This is a genomic window from Shewanella sp. SM20 (assembly GCF_025654545.1).
GTDB classification, from domain to species: domain Bacteria; phylum Pseudomonadota; class Gammaproteobacteria; order Enterobacterales; family Shewanellaceae; genus Shewanella; species Shewanella oncorhynchi.
This window is the reverse complement of the sequence record NZ_JAKKRK010000010.1, coordinates 1-16,769: the sequence shown is the minus strand read 5'-3', so window position 1 is coordinate 16,769 and position 16,769 is coordinate 1. Positions and strand designations below refer to the sequence as shown.

The 16,769-nt window shown below is 44.3% G+C and carries 12 protein-coding genes; 5 read left to right on the top strand and 7 right to left on the bottom strand.

The features are described from left to right. Nucleotides 1-50: 50 nt before the first annotated feature. On the top strand, nt 51-1,136 hold the full coding sequence (rlmM, locus tag L5M18_RS06055; protein ID WP_011846285.1) for a 23S rRNA (cytidine(2498)-2'-O)-methyltransferase RlmM: 1,086 nt from the start codon (nt 51-53) through the stop codon (nt 1,134-1,136). 220 nt (nt 1,137-1,356) lie between these two features. Here rlmM and L5M18_RS06050 read toward each other — a convergent pair whose 3' ends face one another. Continuing rightward, nucleotides 1,357-2,364, bottom strand: a complete 1,008-nt coding sequence (locus L5M18_RS06050; protein WP_113941031.1) for an isocitrate dehydrogenase — start codon at nt 2,362-2,364, stop codon at nt 1,357-1,359. Between the two features lie 254 nt (nt 2,365-2,618). Between L5M18_RS06050 and L5M18_RS06045 the strand changes: the two genes are divergently transcribed. Then, entirely contained in the window at nt 2,619-5,453 is a 2,835-nt protein-coding gene (locus L5M18_RS06045) for a S9 family peptidase (RefSeq protein ID WP_263196235.1), read from the top strand. A gap of 99 nt (nt 5,454-5,552) precedes the next feature. On the opposite strand, the gene L5M18_RS06040 is transcribed toward L5M18_RS06045, so the two are convergent. The 5 genes from L5M18_RS06040 to L5M18_RS06020 form a co-directional block, all read right to left on the bottom strand. Continuing rightward, the gene (locus L5M18_RS06040) at nt 5,553-5,975 is read right to left on the bottom strand and encodes a DUF3192 domain-containing protein (RefSeq protein WP_263196234.1); all 423 of its coding nucleotides are present in this window, start codon (nt 5,973-5,975) and stop codon (nt 5,553-5,555) included. A gap of 110 nt (nt 5,976-6,085) precedes the next feature. Continuing rightward, the gene (gene xni, locus L5M18_RS06035; RefSeq protein ID WP_263196233.1) at nt 6,086-6,892 is read right to left on the bottom strand and encodes a flap endonuclease Xni; all 807 of its coding nucleotides are present in this window, start codon (nt 6,890-6,892) and stop codon (nt 6,086-6,088) included. A 21-nt stretch (nt 6,893-6,913) separates the two neighbouring features. Further along, nucleotides 6,914-8,269 carry a nucleotide 5'-monophosphate nucleosidase PpnN gene (gene ppnN, locus L5M18_RS06030; RefSeq protein ID WP_263196231.1) on the bottom strand — a complete coding sequence of 452 codons (1,356 nt, stop codon included), beginning with the start codon at nt 8,267-8,269 and terminating at the stop codon, nt 6,914-6,916. A 56-nt stretch (nt 8,270-8,325) separates the two neighbouring features. Continuing rightward, the gene (locus tag L5M18_RS06025) at nt 8,326-9,882 is read right to left on the bottom strand and encodes a GGDEF domain-containing protein (protein WP_105249767.1); all 1,557 of its coding nucleotides are present in this window, start codon (nt 9,880-9,882) and stop codon (nt 8,326-8,328) included. A 151-nt stretch (nt 9,883-10,033) separates the two neighbouring features. After that, nucleotides 10,034-12,196, bottom strand: a complete 2,163-nt coding sequence (locus L5M18_RS06020; protein WP_263196230.1) for a tetratricopeptide repeat protein — start codon at nt 12,194-12,196, stop codon at nt 10,034-10,036. 134 nt (nt 12,197-12,330) lie between these two features. On the opposite strand from L5M18_RS06020, the gene L5M18_RS06015 reads away from it, so the two are divergent. Then, complete coding sequence (locus L5M18_RS06015) at nt 12,331-14,142, top strand: M61 family metallopeptidase (RefSeq protein WP_263196229.1); 1,812 nt, start codon at nt 12,331-12,333, stop codon at nt 14,140-14,142. A gap of 171 nt (nt 14,143-14,313) precedes the next feature. Here L5M18_RS06015 and rdgC read toward each other — a convergent pair whose 3' ends face one another. Continuing rightward, the gene (rdgC, locus tag L5M18_RS06010) at nt 14,314-15,228 is read right to left on the bottom strand and encodes a recombination-associated protein RdgC (protein ID WP_113941038.1); all 915 of its coding nucleotides are present in this window, start codon (nt 15,226-15,228) and stop codon (nt 14,314-14,316) included. A gap of 291 nt (nt 15,229-15,519) precedes the next feature. On the opposite strand from rdgC, the gene L5M18_RS06005 reads away from it, so the two are divergent. Both L5M18_RS06005 and L5M18_RS06000 read left to right on the top strand, forming a co-directional pair. After that, entirely contained in the window at nt 15,520-16,488 is a 969-nt protein-coding gene (locus tag L5M18_RS06005; protein ID WP_168823290.1) for a porin, read from the top strand. Between the two features lie 120 nt (nt 16,489-16,608). Then, on the top strand, nt 16,609-16,769 hold a 161-nt coding region (locus L5M18_RS06000; RefSeq protein ID WP_263196282.1), incomplete at its 3' end, for a transposase domain-containing protein.

The following is a 16,769-nucleotide window of genomic DNA, read 5'->3' as shown; positions in this document are numbered from 1 at the left end:
CCAAATCGATAGTCAGCCAATGCTTTGGCTTGGATTTCTCAGGGATCCCCATGAAAAACCTATTTTTATTTTGCCGCGCAGGCTTTGAAAAAGAATGCGCTGCAGAAATCCAACAGCGAGCCGGTGAGCTCAATGTGGGTGGCTTTGTTAAGGCCAACAATAACGACGCTTATGTTGTATACCAATGTTTTGAAGACGACGCTGCTGATACATTAGTCAAACAATTACCTTTAGATTCGCTCATTTTCGCTCGCCAGATGTTTGCTGCTAGCGACTTGTTAGTCGACTTGCCTGAAAATGACAGAATAAGCCCAATCGTTGCAGCGCTCAGTGACGTCAGCAAAGCGGGTGAAGTGCGGGTTGAAACACCTGACACTAACGAAGCGAAAGAGCTCTCGGCTTTTTGCCGTAAGTTCACTGTGCCTTTACGCCAGCATTTGAAAAAATCGGGTAGCTTGCTCGCGCAGGAAAATCCAAAACGTCCGATTATCCACGTGTGTTTTATTGGCCCCGGCCGTGCCTATGTGGGTTATTCCTATAGCAATAACAGTTCGCCACATTTTATGGGCATTCCACGCCTTAAAATGGCGGCGGATGCACCGAGTCGTTCTAGTTTGAAACTTGACGAAGCCTTTGGCCAATTCGTGCCTAAGGAAGAGCAAGAAGAGCGTATTCGCAGTGGCATGAACTCAGTGGATTTGGGCGCTTGCCCTGGTGGCTGGACTTATCAACTGGTGCGTCGCGGCATGTTTGTGTCGGCAGTTGATAATGGCCCTATGGATGAAAAACTGATGGAAACGGGCCAAGTGAAACATTACCGTGAAGACGGTTTCCGTTTCGAGCCACAGCGCAAAAATATCTATTGGCTAGTGTGCGACATGGTTGAGAAACCAGCGCGTGTTGCCGAACTGATTGAAGCTTGGGCGATTAACGGTTGGTTTAAGGAAGCGATTTTTAACCTTAAATTACCGATGAAGAGCCGCTATAAAGAAGTGACTGCTATCCTTGAGACCATGCAGACGATTCTTAAAGAGAATGGTGTGACCGATTTTAAAGTACAGTGTAAGCATCTTTATCACGACCGTGATGAAGTGACAGTGCATTTATGGCTACGTCCTAATACCGCGTGGAATTAATTCCAGTGCTAACCCTGCGATGATCTTGTTGTCGCTAGAATGGTAATAGTCATGCGGGTTTAAAGCCACGCAGGTTTAAAAGCTAGATAACAAAAAGCCCCAAAGGAAACTTTGGGGCTTTTTCGTGTTTATTCATTTGAGTTTCAAGCGCTTGCTTCTTTTAAACTTTTGCATGAACAAGCGCGTTATAGACTCGTCTTAAACGCGCTCAGCATTGAGATCACAGACGCTCAAGCACAGCTTGCGTGAAGTCAGTCGTGCCGTGAGTGCCGCCTAAATCGCGAGTCGTACGGTCGCCTTCTTCAATGACTGCAGATACCGCTTTACGGATTTGCTCAGCTTTGTCAGCCATACCTAAGTATTCCAGCATTTGGATAGACGCTAAAATCACTGAGGTTGGGTTTGCGAGGTTTTTGCCAGCGATATCAGGCGCACTACCGTGAACGGCTTCGAAAATCGCAGCATCACGGCCAATGTTTGCGCCAGGTGCCATACCTAAACCACCCACTAAACCGGCACACAGGTCCGATAAAATGTCACCGAATAGGTTAGTCGTCACGATCACATCGAAGTTTTCTGGGTTCATCACTAACTTCATGCACGTTGCATCGACGATCATTTCTTCTGTCTTGATGTCTGGGTAACGTAGGCTCACTTCGCGGGCCACTTTCAGGAACAGGCCTGACGTTGACTTCATGATGTTAGCTTTGTGTACAATAGTGACTTTCTTACGGTTTTCTTTACGGGCCAGTTCATAGGCGAAAGTGGCGATTTGCTCAGCACCTTGGCGAGTGACGATACTGGTCGCTTCTGCCGTTAAACCATCTTCAGACACTTTTTGACCATGGCCAGAATACATGCCTTCGGTGTTTTCACGTACTGTGATGATATCGATATTTTCGTAACGGGCTTGGGTACCTTTGAAAGACAGTACTGGGCGTACGTTAGCATACAGACCGAATTTCTTACGCAAGGTTACGTTGATAGAAGTAAAGCCTTCACCAACAGGAGTCGTCAGCGGCCCTTTCAGTGTGATACGGTTTTTTTCAATGAGTTCTAAAGTGCGTGCTGGCAGTAACTCGCCTTGCTTTTCAAGTGCAGTCAGGCCGGCATCGGCAAATTCATATTCAAAATCACAGCCCGCTTTATCAAGAATTTTTAAGGCTGAATCAATAATACTTGGGCCAATTCCATCACCTGGAATTACGGTTATCGTTCTTTTTGACATGGAGAAGTCCTTCCACGGTTCGTCGTTACTGCAATTGTCTGCCCCAGTGCTAACTGGATAGCAGGACTATGAATTTGGTATTTTTTCTGCCTATTATTTTAACCATCTTTGGTCAAACTTCACAGGAAATAGTGAGCAATATCACGATTTTTTATGTGGTATAACTTGTAAAAATACTGGGTTCTCACCATGATGGAGAGCCAATGGTTAAAAAAGTCTACTTTAGTCTAACAAATATATAAAAGAGGAAGACATTGAAGTTAATCCCTATCACATCTCTGGTTTTGTTATCCCTTGGAATATTGCCAGCAGTGCAGGCTGAAACCAGCACTAAACCGCTCACCCTAATAGACATTATGCATTTTGAATCCCTTGAAAAGCCGGTTATCTCAGATAAGGGGCAAGTCATCGCGGTCGAGTCTGCGCCCGATCGCGGGGATAGTCACGTCATTGTGAAAAATGTCCTGTCGCAGCAAAGCTATCAAATCGCGGGGGGGTCAGATCCCTTGGTGAACCACGATGGTCGTTATGTAGCTGTGGTGGTTAAACCGAGTTTGCTCACGCGTGAAACGAGTGATGCCAAGGCGAAGAAAAAACTCAAATCCGACATGGTGTTGCTCGATACTCAAACTGGCACGCAAACTCGCTTCGAGCGTGTGAAGGAATTTGTGTTCAGTGATGACGGTAAGCATCTGGCGATTTGGTTTGAGGCTGATGAAGAGTCCAAAAAAGATGCTGAGCCTAAAACTACCGAAAAACTCGCTGAAGCAGGCACACAAAGCCCTGCGAATATTGATAAGCCAAAGGTCGATAAGTTTGACCAAGGTCGACGTTTTACGTTGCTCAGTTTAGAAGACCAAACAAAGCGAATTGATGTCGAGCAGGTTACTGGCTATGTTTTTGATAAGGCAAGCCGTAGACTCGCGCTGGCAGTGAACGATATCACCAATAAGCAACATCAATTGCAGTTAGTCGATTTAAACACTCACAAAAAAACCGTTGCCTTTGATTCGCCTAGCCAACAGATTGGTGCGTTAGCGCTGGCTAAAAATGGTCGTTGGCTTGCATTTACGCAGGGCAAAGACAGCGAGTTACCTTATGGCCGCACCTATCAGTTATCGCTGGTCGATTTGCAGTCTGGCAAAATCAGTACCCCCCCTGAGTCACCCGAGTGGAAACTTAATCGCTACACAAGTTTAAGCTTCTCATTGGACAGCGAACGGTTGTTTTTTGGCCGCGTACCTGAGGTGAGTCAGCTGCTCAGTTTGCAGAAGATCACCGAAGAAAAAGACCTGTTCGATACAAATATTGTCACCGGACAGCGTGGACTTAAGGTATGGCATGGGGATGATCCTCGTATTAAGCCTAATGAAATCAAGCAATATGAGGATGAGCAAAAACGCACTTACCTTGCGGTATTGCATTTAGGCTCAAATAACGTGGTGCAGCTTGGCGATAAAACTGTTCCAGATGTGACGATTTCACAACATAAACGTTTTATGTTGGCCAGTTCAGATTTGCCCTATCGCAAGATGGCAACTTGGGCAGGGTTCTACCAAGATTATTATCTGGTCGATATTAATACTGGCAGTAAAGTGCCATTTTTGACACAACAGCCGAGTGATGCCGAGCCTACGCTGTCGGGAAATGGCAAGTATGTGGCTTATTATCAGCAAGGTAATGTGTATCTCTATGATATTGCACAGGACCGTCGCACTAATCTCACAAAATCCCTAAAGGTCAGTTTTGCCGATGAAGACCACGATTATCCATCCAGTGCTCCAGGATATGGTTTTGGTCCTTGGCTTAAAAATGATGCGGGTTTCTTGGTTTACGACAAATACGATGTTTGGCAGTTTAATACCGAATCTAAGGCGGGTTTTGCCTTAACCGCAGGTAAAGGACGCACCCAGAAAATTCAATATCGGCTTGAGGGCTTAGTCGATAATCCCGATGAGCCGACAGAGCTTGCCTATAACGCCACGGTTTTACTCCACGGTTATAGTGATAAAACCAAGGCCGATGGTTTTTATCAAGCCACCTTGGGCGAAGCGGGTGTGAAGACGTTGATGCAAGGTGAGTATAAGCTGACAGTATTGGGACGCAGTAAAGACGGCGATACTATCGTGTTTTCTAAGGAGCGTTTTGACTTATTCCCTGACGTGTATACGGCCAGCTATAGCGCACCGCAAAATGCAGTTAAGCAAACCGATTTAGATAAGCAGCGTCAAGCCTTTAACTGGAGCCAATCCGAGTTAGTTCACTGGACAAATGGCGATGGTAAACTGTTAGATGGCGTGCTGATTAAGCCGACGAATTATCAAGAGGGTAAGCGCTATCCTGTACTGGTTTATTACTATCGCTTTATGACGGATAGACTGCACGCCTTCCCGCAGATGAACATTAACCACAGACCTAACTTTGCTTGGTACATCAATAATGGCTATGCGGTGTTCCTACCGGACATTCGCTTTGAAATTGGTTACCCAGGGGCGAGTTCAGTACAAGCGCTCACGTCTGGCGTGCAAAAGCTGATTGAGATAGGCATTGCCGATCCCGATGCTATTGGTTTGCAAGGTCATTCTTGGAGTGGCTATCAAACGGCGTTTGCCATTACTCAAACTAGGATGTTTAAGGCGGCGGTTGCAGGTGCTCCAGTATCGAACATGACCAGTGCCTATAGCGGTATTCGCCACGGCACAGGTATTGCGCGTCAGTTCCAATATGAAACCGGACAGAGTCGTATTGGAGCAAGTTTGTTTGCCGCGCCGCAAAAGTATATTGAAAACTCGCCAGTATTTTATGCTGACCGTATTCAAACGCCTTTGATGATCATGTTTGGTGATAAGGACGATGCAGTGCCTTGGGAACAAGGTGTTGAAATGTACTTAGCCATGCGCCGTGCGGGTAAAGAGGTGGTGTTCTTACAATACGAGGATGAGCCGCATCACTTGAAAAAGTACCCGAACAAGCTCGATTACAGCATTCGCATGATGCAATATTTCGACCATTATCTGAAGGGAAAACCCGCGCCAGAATGGCTCAGCAAAGGCGAAGCCTATGTTGAGTATAAGGCCGATGATGAATAGGAAATTGGCTTAGTTGTTTTACAATTGAGTCAATTCGTTGATTGTCAAAATAAAAACGCTACCGATTCGGTGGCGTTTTTATTTAACTGTCAGTCGTATTTATTTACTGGTTAATGTCTCTTGGGCAGAGTTGAGGGCTGTGTCAGTATCTGCATCGAGATATTGCTTATAGGTATCTTGACCCCAAGCAATCAATTGATCATTTTTAAAAATAAGTGGGGTACATTCCTCTTTCGTGGTCACACCGTCTGATTTTTCATGGTGAGTGCGATAAAAGAGCACCTGTAGCTTGGTTTCTTTTACGGCTTTGGCCTCTGAAAAGTCAGCTTTACCTAGTAACTGTTTTACTGAAATGATATTTTGCCCTAGCGCTAACTCGTTCATTTTTTGGCTGTTATAGGATTGTCTGTCCTCCCAACTCATGTCATCTGGCGTAGGTTCATAAACGAGTACCACCACCGCGACAAAGGCGACGTAGGCGGCGAAAATGCTACCGATGATTACCGAAACTTTTGATTTCATTTACAGTTATTCCTTTACCTCATTAAATGAGTCACGTTATTACGTCCATAAAATACGCTTTTGTTGTTCTAAGGTAAATGCGTTAATTGCAACTTTATATTAACAGATGTTTAGGCTGGATTGATTGGGCTTTCAGGCAGGCAGTTATTATCAGGCAAGGAGTTCATCACGCGAAAATCTTTTAAATTAATATTGAGTGGCAGGTCTGTTTGTAACTGCGCGAGTTTATAGCTGAGTCTTGCCATCTCCTTACCTTCGGCAAGTTTTTTGGCTTGTTTAGCGCCTAAGTTAGATAGCGATGAAAACAAGGTTGGTAAGCTTCTAAAGGTTTTCAATAATTCGGCGGCTGATTTAGGGCCAATGCCTGCAATACCGGGAATTTTATTACCGCTATCGCCCGCTAATGCCATCAAGTCGAGAAATTGACTGCGTTCGACACCGAGTTTTTGTTCCAATGCAGCGATATCTAAGTACTGCTGATTAAAGTGATCCCACTGGCTGATTTGGCGATGATTGAGCTGACTAAAACCTTTGTCGGTGGACACAATTATGGCTTCACCCTGCGCTTTGGCGGTTTTTATCGCTAGAGTGGCAATCACATCATCGGCTTCAGCCGCCGCATAAATAGAGCCAATGTTCATCATGGTTAAGTGATCTTGCAGCGCAGCAAGGCCTTTTGCCAGCGGCTCTGGCATAGGTTTACGGCCTTTTTTGTAATCGGGGTAAAGCTGTTTACGCCATGAGATTTCATCACCGTCCCACACGATAGCTACATGGGTAGGGCGATGCACCCGCAGCAGTTTAGTACACGCCAAACTGACGCGCTCTGTGAGGCTTTGCATATCGGATTCATCGGGGATCGCCGCATAGATGCGGCGAACCAAGTTGAGACCATCGATGATTAAAAACTTGTTCATGGGGTGTTGTTGCTTCGCTCTCTATTTCACTATTTGATAGCAAGGAATATAGGCGCTTCCTGGAAGCTTCATTCTTTGTTGTTGTACAAATGCACTCAAGAGTTTATCCATCATATCCATGAGCTTGGGATCGCCTTTTAATTGGAAGGGTCCATCACGCTCTATGTGCTTGATTGTTTCCGACTTGACGTTACCCGCCACTATACCCGAAAACGCTTTACGCAGGTTGGCGGCTAATTCGGCTTTGTTGGTTTGGAAGTGTAGATCTAAGTTTGCCATCACTTCGTGGCTTGGGATAAAAGGTAACTGAAACTCAGACTCTATCTTCAGTGCCCACTGATATTGGTAAGCATCACCTGTTGAGCGGCGATAGGCTTTTACTTGCTCCATTCCTTGCTTCATGATGCGTGCCACTTCAGTGGGATTATCTATGATAATTTGGTACTTTTTCTGAGCTTCGGGTCCTAAGGTTGAGGCAATAAACTCATCAATCTTAATGAAGTAATCTGCGCTCTCCGTTGGGCCTGTGAGTATCAGCGGGAAAGGCGTTTGTTGGTTTTCTTCGTTAAGTAAAATACCCAATATATAGAGCAATTCTTCAGCTGTGCCAGCACCGCCAGGGAAGATAATAATACCATGACCTAAGCGCACGAAAGCTTCGAGGCGCTTTTCAATATCGGGTAAGATCACCAGTTCATTGACAATTTGATTCGGTGGCTCGGCGGCAATAATACTTGGTTCAGTTAAACCAATATATCGTGCATTTTTAATCCGTTGCTTGGCATGGCCTATCGCCGCACCTTTCATCGGACCTTCCATCGCACCTGGACCACAGCCAGTACAAATATCTAATTCCCTCAGGCCAAGTTGATAACCTACCTCACGTGTGTACTGGTATTCGATGGCATTAATACTGTGTCCGCCCCAACAGACGACCACATTAGGGTCTTTCATCGGTGCTATTGCCCGCGCATTACGCAGAATATCAAACACCACATTGGTGATATGGTGGGCATTGGTCAGATTAATGTGTTTTAGTGAGTCATATCTATCACTGATATAAAGGATATCGCGTAAGACTGAGAACAGATGCTCTTGAATTCCCGTGATAATTTGACCATCGACAAAGGCTTGTTCGGGGGGATTGATCAGTTCTAATTTTACCCCGCGCTCCCGTTGTAGAACGTTGATGTCGAAATCATGGTATTGCTCGAATAGGGCTTTAGAGTTGTCGTTTTTTAAACCCGCGGCAAGCACTGCTAAGGAGCAGTTGCGGTACAGTTGGTATAGGGCACTTTTGGCACTATTTTTGAGTCGATCAACTTCAAGTTGCGAAAGCTGATCCATGCTGCCTTTTGGGCTGACTTTTACTATCATTTACCACTCCTTCGTCATGACAGGAGTGATTAGAGGAGGCGTATAGTGGGGCTTAATTATACGTCAATCACAACCCTGTCTCTGCTTTCGTGTTTCGCTTTGTAGAGTGCTGCATCGGCGCGTTCAAAGGTCTCATGTATGAGTTCACTTCCCATAACTTGCGCAGCCCCTATAGATACTGTAACTGTAATTCTCTGATTTTTAAATTTAAATGGAATATTTTTTACTTTCTCGCGCACTCTGTTTAAAAGTTGAGCGATATCAGCAGGTGCCACATCAGGTAATAGCAGTACAAATTCTTCGCCGCCATAGCGGGCTACAAATTCTGTATCTCGCAGGGAGTTTTTCAATGCCATTGCTATAACTTGCAAGGTTTTATCACCTGTGCTGTGGCCAAAACTGTCGTTGATGGTTTTGAAGTGATCGATATCGGCAACGGCAACCCATAACGGGGACTTATGTCGTTGATAGTTACGGTATTCTAGCTCCATGCGCTCTTCTAATGCCGCACGGTTAGGCAATTGAGTTAAGCTGTCGAGTAAGTTGAGTTTTTGTTGTTCAAACAAACGCTCTTTGTAGGTGTTAGCCTCACTACTTAACTCATTAAGCTCTTTGCGCATTGTCTCCATCGACTTGCGCAGCAGAGCTTGCTCTCTTTGCTCTAGGGCTTCTTTACGGGCTAATGCCGAGCGGATAGAGTTAAGTTGCTCTGTTAGTTGAGCTTTAAGGTCAACGACGTCTTCCACATCGATAATGATTTCACCTGCGTTATCGACGCGGGTGTTAATCTCACGATTCAGCTGGGTTTTTAATTGGAAGCTACGTTGATTGTGATTGTAAGACTCGCTCACCACCTCACGTACCGCGGCTAAGGCATCATTGAGTGCAAACAAAAACTCTTGGGATGCTGATTTCTCGCGGGCGATGTTATCAAGCAATAACGCTAAAATGGTTTGGTAGGCTTCGAGCAAGCTGTCAACTTCAATCTCAGAAGAGAGTACTTCTTTGATCACTAATACTTGGTCACGTTGATCTTTACGGAACTCGATTTCCGAAATCATCTGCGCCAGCTCATGGGCTAGCTGCCTGTGCTTTGGTAAGACATCAAGCTTTTCAGATTCGCTAAATTGTAGCTGTAAGATGGTTTCGTAGAAGCCAATGATTTGCTTAACTTTAGGTATATATTCCCACACAGTATGAAAAGGTTTAGCCAGATCTTGCTTGAAGTAATTGACTTCTTTTTTGAGTTTTTCAGGTGCAGAGTTAACGCGTTGGATCTGACGGATCACCTGTGACAAACCAGTACGACTCTCTTCGAGTTGTACCATCACATGGTGATATTGGCCTTTTAGCAGGCGCTCGACATCAACTAATTCTGGCAATGCTTCATCGACTCGCTCAAACGTATTTAAGTTATGGCGAAGTTTGGCGAGTTTATTATCCAGCTCAAGATTTTGCCCTTTACAGGCGAGGCTTAAGTGACCAATAAATTGGAGTAATGTCTGTAACTTTGCATTTCTATCTTCATTAACTTCATCAAGGGCAAGTTTGGCCGAATGGAGTTTCTGTTGCAGCAAGGCAAGTTGTGAAACTGTAGCGCTTGAATCCTTCATCCTGAGTATTGTCCTAACTCTGCAAGGCTAAAAAACATGACAATCCTATGTCCAGATTAGCTGTTAACTCATATGATACTAATGTTATAACACTGGGCGTAGAGTGCAAATGCGATTTGCCTGTGACTCTGTGATTAATTACCGATATTGATCAAATATTTTCCAGTAATTGCTTATCTTGGTTATTTTCCCAGCAAGGCCAGCGAACATCCTCTTTATTGCCGTTGGTCTCTAATCTGATTAATCCACGCTCAATGCCTTTTTCAAGGTGTAAAAATAACGGATTTGCAAATAAGCTCAAAGGAACAAAGTCGAGGGCTCTGAGAGCGACATAATAGTCGTTATTGCCACCTAAACTGCGGGCACAGGCAAGCGCCATCTGCACTGTTTCAAATTTTAATTTCGCGGCCATTTTAATTTCTGATTTTGCTAAAAGTGGCAAATGTGCAAAGCCAAGACGGAAATGATGTGTGATTTGCTGTTGATCGAGTTTCAGGCGTACTTGGCTGAGTATTTGTGTCGGCTCAATAGGTTGCATGAAACGAACCGCAAATACCCCTTGGCGTACCACATAAACAGATGCTGCGAGTGCATCCGTTAGATGATTGGCAATTTGCGCTGTTACTGCATCACTAAAATATTGGCCATAGTCCAGATCCGCCGTAAGTTGGGTGGGGAAGGCGATAATCGCGAGTGCCGTTGTGGATTCCTGACTTTGATTATGGCTTAAGTGCGCTAATAATGCGGCATACCCTAAATTGTGAGTGAAGGGTTCCTGTAGCGTTAATTGAGTTAATGCCGCGTTTTTAGCCATTATTTTGCGACGATTTTGTAGCATGAAAATAATCACGAGCAGCAAGAGTCCGGCAATAAGGCTGCAAATGAGCAGTAGCGTGTGAGTGTTGTTGCTTTCTTTCACTGTCTCAACGAGTTTTCCCTGTAGCATGTTGAGCTCAAGTTTAAGCTGTTGCTCTGCAAGGGCAGAGGCCGACACAGGGGAGTCTTTATCTGTCTCAGCTGGCTTTTTACCTAGCTCAATGATACGGGCTTGGGCATCGATGGTTTTTGCTAATTCACCTAATTTTTGCGCCGCGGAGGCGATAAGTGTGAGTGCGGATTTTTGTTCATCGACCAGTTTTAAATCGACCGCGAGTGCTAATGCGATATCGGCATGGGTCATCATCAGCGGCCAATCTTGGTTGGTTTGGGAGATTTCACCAATTAAGAGTTCGTTATAAACTTGATAGTGATGGCTTTGTTTTTCTTTGAATATTTGATTGGCCATCAGTAAATATTTTAGGGCGTTAACATTGTCTTTAATATTTGAGTAGGCTTGTCCTAAATTATGGAAATTAAGCCCTTGTGCGATGTAGTTACCGCGTTTTGCATCTAATTGCTGGGCATTTAGGTAGTAATCAATTGCTTTATGCCAATCCCCTTGTTCGCCATAGACCATAGCGATCACTGTCATACAACTTGAAAGATAAGTGTCATTGCCCATTTTTTTAAATCCAGCCGCGGCTTCATGAGCGTTTTTAAGCGCTTCATCCCACTGCTTTAAATCACGATATACCTTAGAAAGTTGTAATTGCAGATTGGTTTTCATTGATGGGTAATTAGAACGATTGGAGATCCGAATCGCTTCACTATAATGCTGTAATGATTTTGTAAGCTGCTGATTAAAATTGTAATAAAAGCCAAGCCTCGCTTCAGCCGCCGCGATTAAGTAATCGTTTCTGAGTTTATAGGCAATGTCGCGGTATGTGTGGAAGTGCATCAGTGCAGGCACTTCCTGGCGGATCAATAAATGTAAGCCACCTAGATGTTCATGAATATTGTGTTTAAGAATTAATGCTTCGATGTCATAGCTGTCGTTGATGCGGGTGAGCGCTTCATTATAAAGACCAATCGCTTCTTGATATTTCTGTTCCGTACGGCCAAGGTAACGGCCATTTAACATGGCGACCATGGCAAGTTCGTAGGGCGATTGCGCCGCAGTCGATAGGAGTTCAATCAAGCTTTTTGCGTTTTGAAAATCGACCTTGGTTTTAACGTTTGGCTCCATATTGAGGCGGGCCAGCAAATACAAAATCTGTTCAAATTCGAGTGGATTGTAGCCTTGCTCTTGGGCTGCGCGCTCAAATTGGTCACGGTTTTGAAAAGCGAGGGGAAAGGAAATCGTTTTGTTGAGCGCATCATACATTTGCTGTGGTGATTCTCTTAACTCAACCTCATCCGCTTCGAGATCTCGGCTTTGGACTGTAAAAGGCAGTGACAGCAACAAAGTAAATAAAATAACCGTGAGTTTTTGCATTTGAACTGTGATTCCTCATTCCTTTAGTCAAGGAACTTATTTTGTTAGCTTTTGTTAGCGCCTAATGAGGATGCTACATCGACTTGTTATACTTGGAAAAATCATAAGAAGCATAATAACAGAAGGAAGCAAGAGTGAAACCCAACAGACTATCAATCTTGATATTAAGCGCATTATTTTCGGGTCAAGTATTGGCCGATGTGAAATACCAAATCGACCTTATTAAACCCGAACACCATATTGCCCAAGTGAGTGTCACTTTTCCTGAAGTGAAGACGAACGATTTTACGGTGAATCTCCCTGTGTGGCGGACGGGCAAATATCAAGTATTGCCTTTGGCCGATGGTGTGCGCTTATTTAGTGCTAAAGATAGTCAAGGTCATGAACTGCAATGGAAGCGCACCGCGAGCGGTGAATGGCAAGTGGCGCTCACGCAGCCAACCCGTGTTACCGTCAGTTATCAATTGTATGCTAATGAATTAGGCCAAAGGGTGCGCCATATTGACGCGAGCCATGCCTATTTAGATGCTAGCGGTGTGTTCATGTACAGTCCGCAATTTCGCTCTGAACCAATATCCGTAGAATTAAAAGTGCCTAAAAATTGGCAAAGTTACTCTGGGATGTCATCGGGTAAGGCCGCTCATTCCTTTATTGCCCCTAATTATGATGTGTTGATCGACTCCCCGATTGAAACTGGTGTGAGTACCCATAAACAATTTAGTGCTAATGGTAAAAACTATGAATTGGTGTTTTGGGGGGAAGGTAACTATGACACGGATAAAATAGTAAAAGATCTTAAAGCCTTAAGCGGTCAAGCTAAGGTGATTTGGGATGATTATCCTTTTGATCGTTACGTTTATATGGTGCATGCAACGAGTGGTGCCAGTGGCGCGACAGAACATTTAAATTCTACTGTCATTCAGCTGCCGCGCTTTAGTTTCCGTGAACGCAAGGACTACCTGCGCTTTATTAGCACGGCATCCCATGAGTTTATCCATACCTGGAACGTGAAGGCTTATCGTCCCGAGGGATTAGTTCCCTACGATTATCAACATGAAAACATGACGGAATTACTGTGGATGGCTGAAGGTTCTACCAGTTATTTTCAAGATCAGTTGCTGTTGCGGGCTGGAGTGATAACAGTTAAAGAGTTCCTCGAAGATTTAGCCAAGCGCGTCGAGAAAAACCAACTCAATCCGGGTCGTGAAACTCAATCTGTGGCAGAGGCGAGTGCAGGGGAGTGGAGCAGTATCGGTGGCGATTATGCCATTAACCACAGTGTAAATATTTACTCAGAGGGTTACTTAACCTCTTTAGCCTTAGATTTTTCATTACTGCAAGACTCCGAACTTAAGTATTCATATCGCGATGTGCACCGTCGTTTATATCAAGAACATCGCGTACCAAAAGGCTATGGTGTTAGTGATGTTCAGTACATTCTTAAAGACTTATCCGGCAAAGATTATGCACCTTGGTGGCAAGCCAATGTGAATAGTCCCATGAGTTTAGATTTCCCCGAATTATTATCACAGGCAGGGTTAAATCTGTCCTATGGTAAAGATTCAAAAGCTGAGGCATTTGCGGGAATGACCTTGAGCAGTACCCATGGCTCTTTAGTGTTAGACCAAGTGTTGCGTAATGGTCCTGCTTGGCAAGCGGGCATAGTTGCGGGGGATGAAGTATTAGCGATTAATGCTCTCAAGGTGACTGCTGCGGGTTTCTATAAGCGCATCAAAGACTTTAAGGTTGGCGATAGTGTAGAGGTGACATTATTTAGCAACGATAAAATCAAGCAAGTACAGCTCACCCTTGGCGAGCAACAAAGCGGTAAGCTAGTGCTCAAGGGGGATGCAAAAGCGACTAAACAGCAAAAAGCTTTCTTCAAGACTTGGTTAGGCATTGATTGGCCGTTTGACAATAAAGGCGAGTTAGCGACTAAAGCTTAATGTGGTTAGGGCTTCATATTTAGCATCTAAATGCCTTTGTCTTAAAGCCACCTAAAGTAAAATCGTCATAAAAAAGGCGCAACCATTATTTTGATGGGGGCGCCTTTTCTTATCTTGTACGGCTCAGTCTAACAAGCGAGTTGCAGATCTCGTCTGCTTAACGAGTTTTGCTTAAACTTGTGCGTCTTCGAGTCCACCAAGGGCGGCCACGAGTGCATGCATCAAGGCGACTAACTCGCTGCCCATTAGGGCAAAGTCTGCATCTAAACGAGCCATAGGATCGTCAGTGCCGACTTCATCGTTCCCTGCTCTAAATTCTTCAGAGAATTTAAGGCGCTTCACGCTGGCATCTGATTGCAATAATAGTGCAATCGATTGGCCGAAATGCAGCGCTAACTTGTGTACTTGCTTACCTGTTGCTAAGTGAGCTAACACTTCGTCTTCTTTCAAATCCTGCTGCTTAAAGCGCACAATTCCGCCTTCATCAGCTTCAGATTTGAGCTCGGCTTCGTCTTGCATTTCAAAGGGTAATGGCGCGCTGCCAAGTTTTAACCATTCAGTTAAATTGGATTCGACTGGCGCTTTAAAGCTCAGTGGGATCACAGGTAAACTGCCGAGAGCTTTACGTAATAACGCTAATAATTCTTCGGCCTTAGTGGCACTTGAACTATCAACGAGGATCATTTCTAGCTCAGGCAAAATCAAGGCGTGGGTTTGGCTTCGGCGCGAAAAAGCGCGTGGCAGTAGGCTAGTGATGATTTCATCTTTTAGCGCATCTTTTTCTTTTTTCGCCAGTTTACGATTTTCTTCATCTTCAATGAGAGCCACTTTTTCTTCTAAGGCTTCTTTGATGACTTGGCCTGGCAGAATTTTCTCTTCTTTAGTCACGCAGATCAGATGGCGATTGTCAGCGCTATGGACCAAAGAACTGCCTTTTTTGCCTAACGCATTTGAGAAACCAAATTTACTGACATCTTGGCTTGAGCAGGGGGAGAAAGTGAAATCGGCCAACGCAGTTTCTAGCGCTTCGGTTTCGACGGCAAAAGGTTTATTGAAACGATAAAGAGTAAGATTTTTAAACCACATAAGAGGCGCCCATTGAAAATTAAAGTGGCAGTTTACGGCATAGTTTGAGCGGGGTAAACCTGTGTTCAATAGCTGATTTTTAACGGAGGATCAGAATTCATTAAACTGTAACATAATAATTAGCTTAGCTGCAGCCCGCATTTTTACTGGGTTTTATGCCTGGCTTCGCGTCAGCTTTTTTGCACGCCAACGTTAATGGTCACAATTGAAATAAAATTGAAACACATTCATTGCAAACTTTCGGTCGTTCCAAACCAATAACCAAGACGAACATAACGTCGAAAGGATTAAATGATGAACGTTTTTTGTAAAACTCTACTTGCTTCTGCGCTAGCTTCTGCAACTCTGGCTTCAGCTAATGCCGCTGAGCCACTGACTGTTTATGGTAAGTTGAATGTCACTGCTCAATCAAATGATGAGAAAGGTGATGCTACAACAACTATTCAAAGTAATGCTTCTCGTTTTGGTGTGAAGGGTGATTTTGCGCTGTCTAGCTCGCTGGAAGCTTTCTACACAGTGGAATATCAAGTTGATACAGGTGCAGCATCAAGCGATAACTTTACTGCACGTAACCAATTTGTTGGTTTGAAAGGCGCATTTGGTTCGTTCTCTGTGGGTCGTAATGATACCTTGTTGAAAATTTCTCAAGGTGATGTTGATCAGTTTAACGACCTTTCAGGTGACTTAGGTAAGCTGTTCAAGGGTGAAGTTCGCGCTGCTCAAACGGCGACTTACCTTACGCCTTCCTTTGGTGATTTTGTATTCGGTGTTACCTATGTTGCCGAAGGAAATGATGTAAAAGGTCAATTTGCTCAAGATGGTTTTAGCTTAGCGGCCATGTATGGCGATGCGAAACTGAAGAAAACACCCGTTTATGCATCTCTTGCTTATGACTCAGATGTGTCTGGATATGAGATTGTTCGTGCCAGCTTACAAGCTAAGTTAGCCGGTATTAAACTGGGTGGTATGTACCAGCAACAAGAGCAAACCTATAAATTTGATTCTGCAACGTCGATGCCAGTTGAAGTCACTGCAGAAAGTGCTAACGGCTATCTATTAAGCGCTGCCTATGATATCGATGCTGTTACTTTAAAAGCTCAGTTCCAAGATATGGAAGAACTTGGTGATTCATGGTCGGTAGGTGCAGACTACAGCTTAGGTAAGCCAACTAAATTATTCGCTTTCTACACGAACCGTTCGTTAGAAGCGTCTACAGATGATGACAAATACATTGGTGTTGGCTTAGAACACAAATTCTAAATCTAGCATTAAAACTCAATTAAGGAGGCATATAGCCTAATGCCGATCAGTTAAGACAGATCGCTTGACGATCTCGCTGAAAAGATCAAAATCCGATGACCTCATGTCATCGGATTTTTTATGCAACTCTCAGAAGCACTCGCCCGTACTCATATTACCCGCCTAACCGAATTCACCTGCTTAGCAGATGTGTTAGAACCTGAGTTAATTCAATCTTGTCTAGACTCTCAGGGCGTTGCGACGTTAAGACGGCGTAAATTGCCGATGGACGCGATGATTTG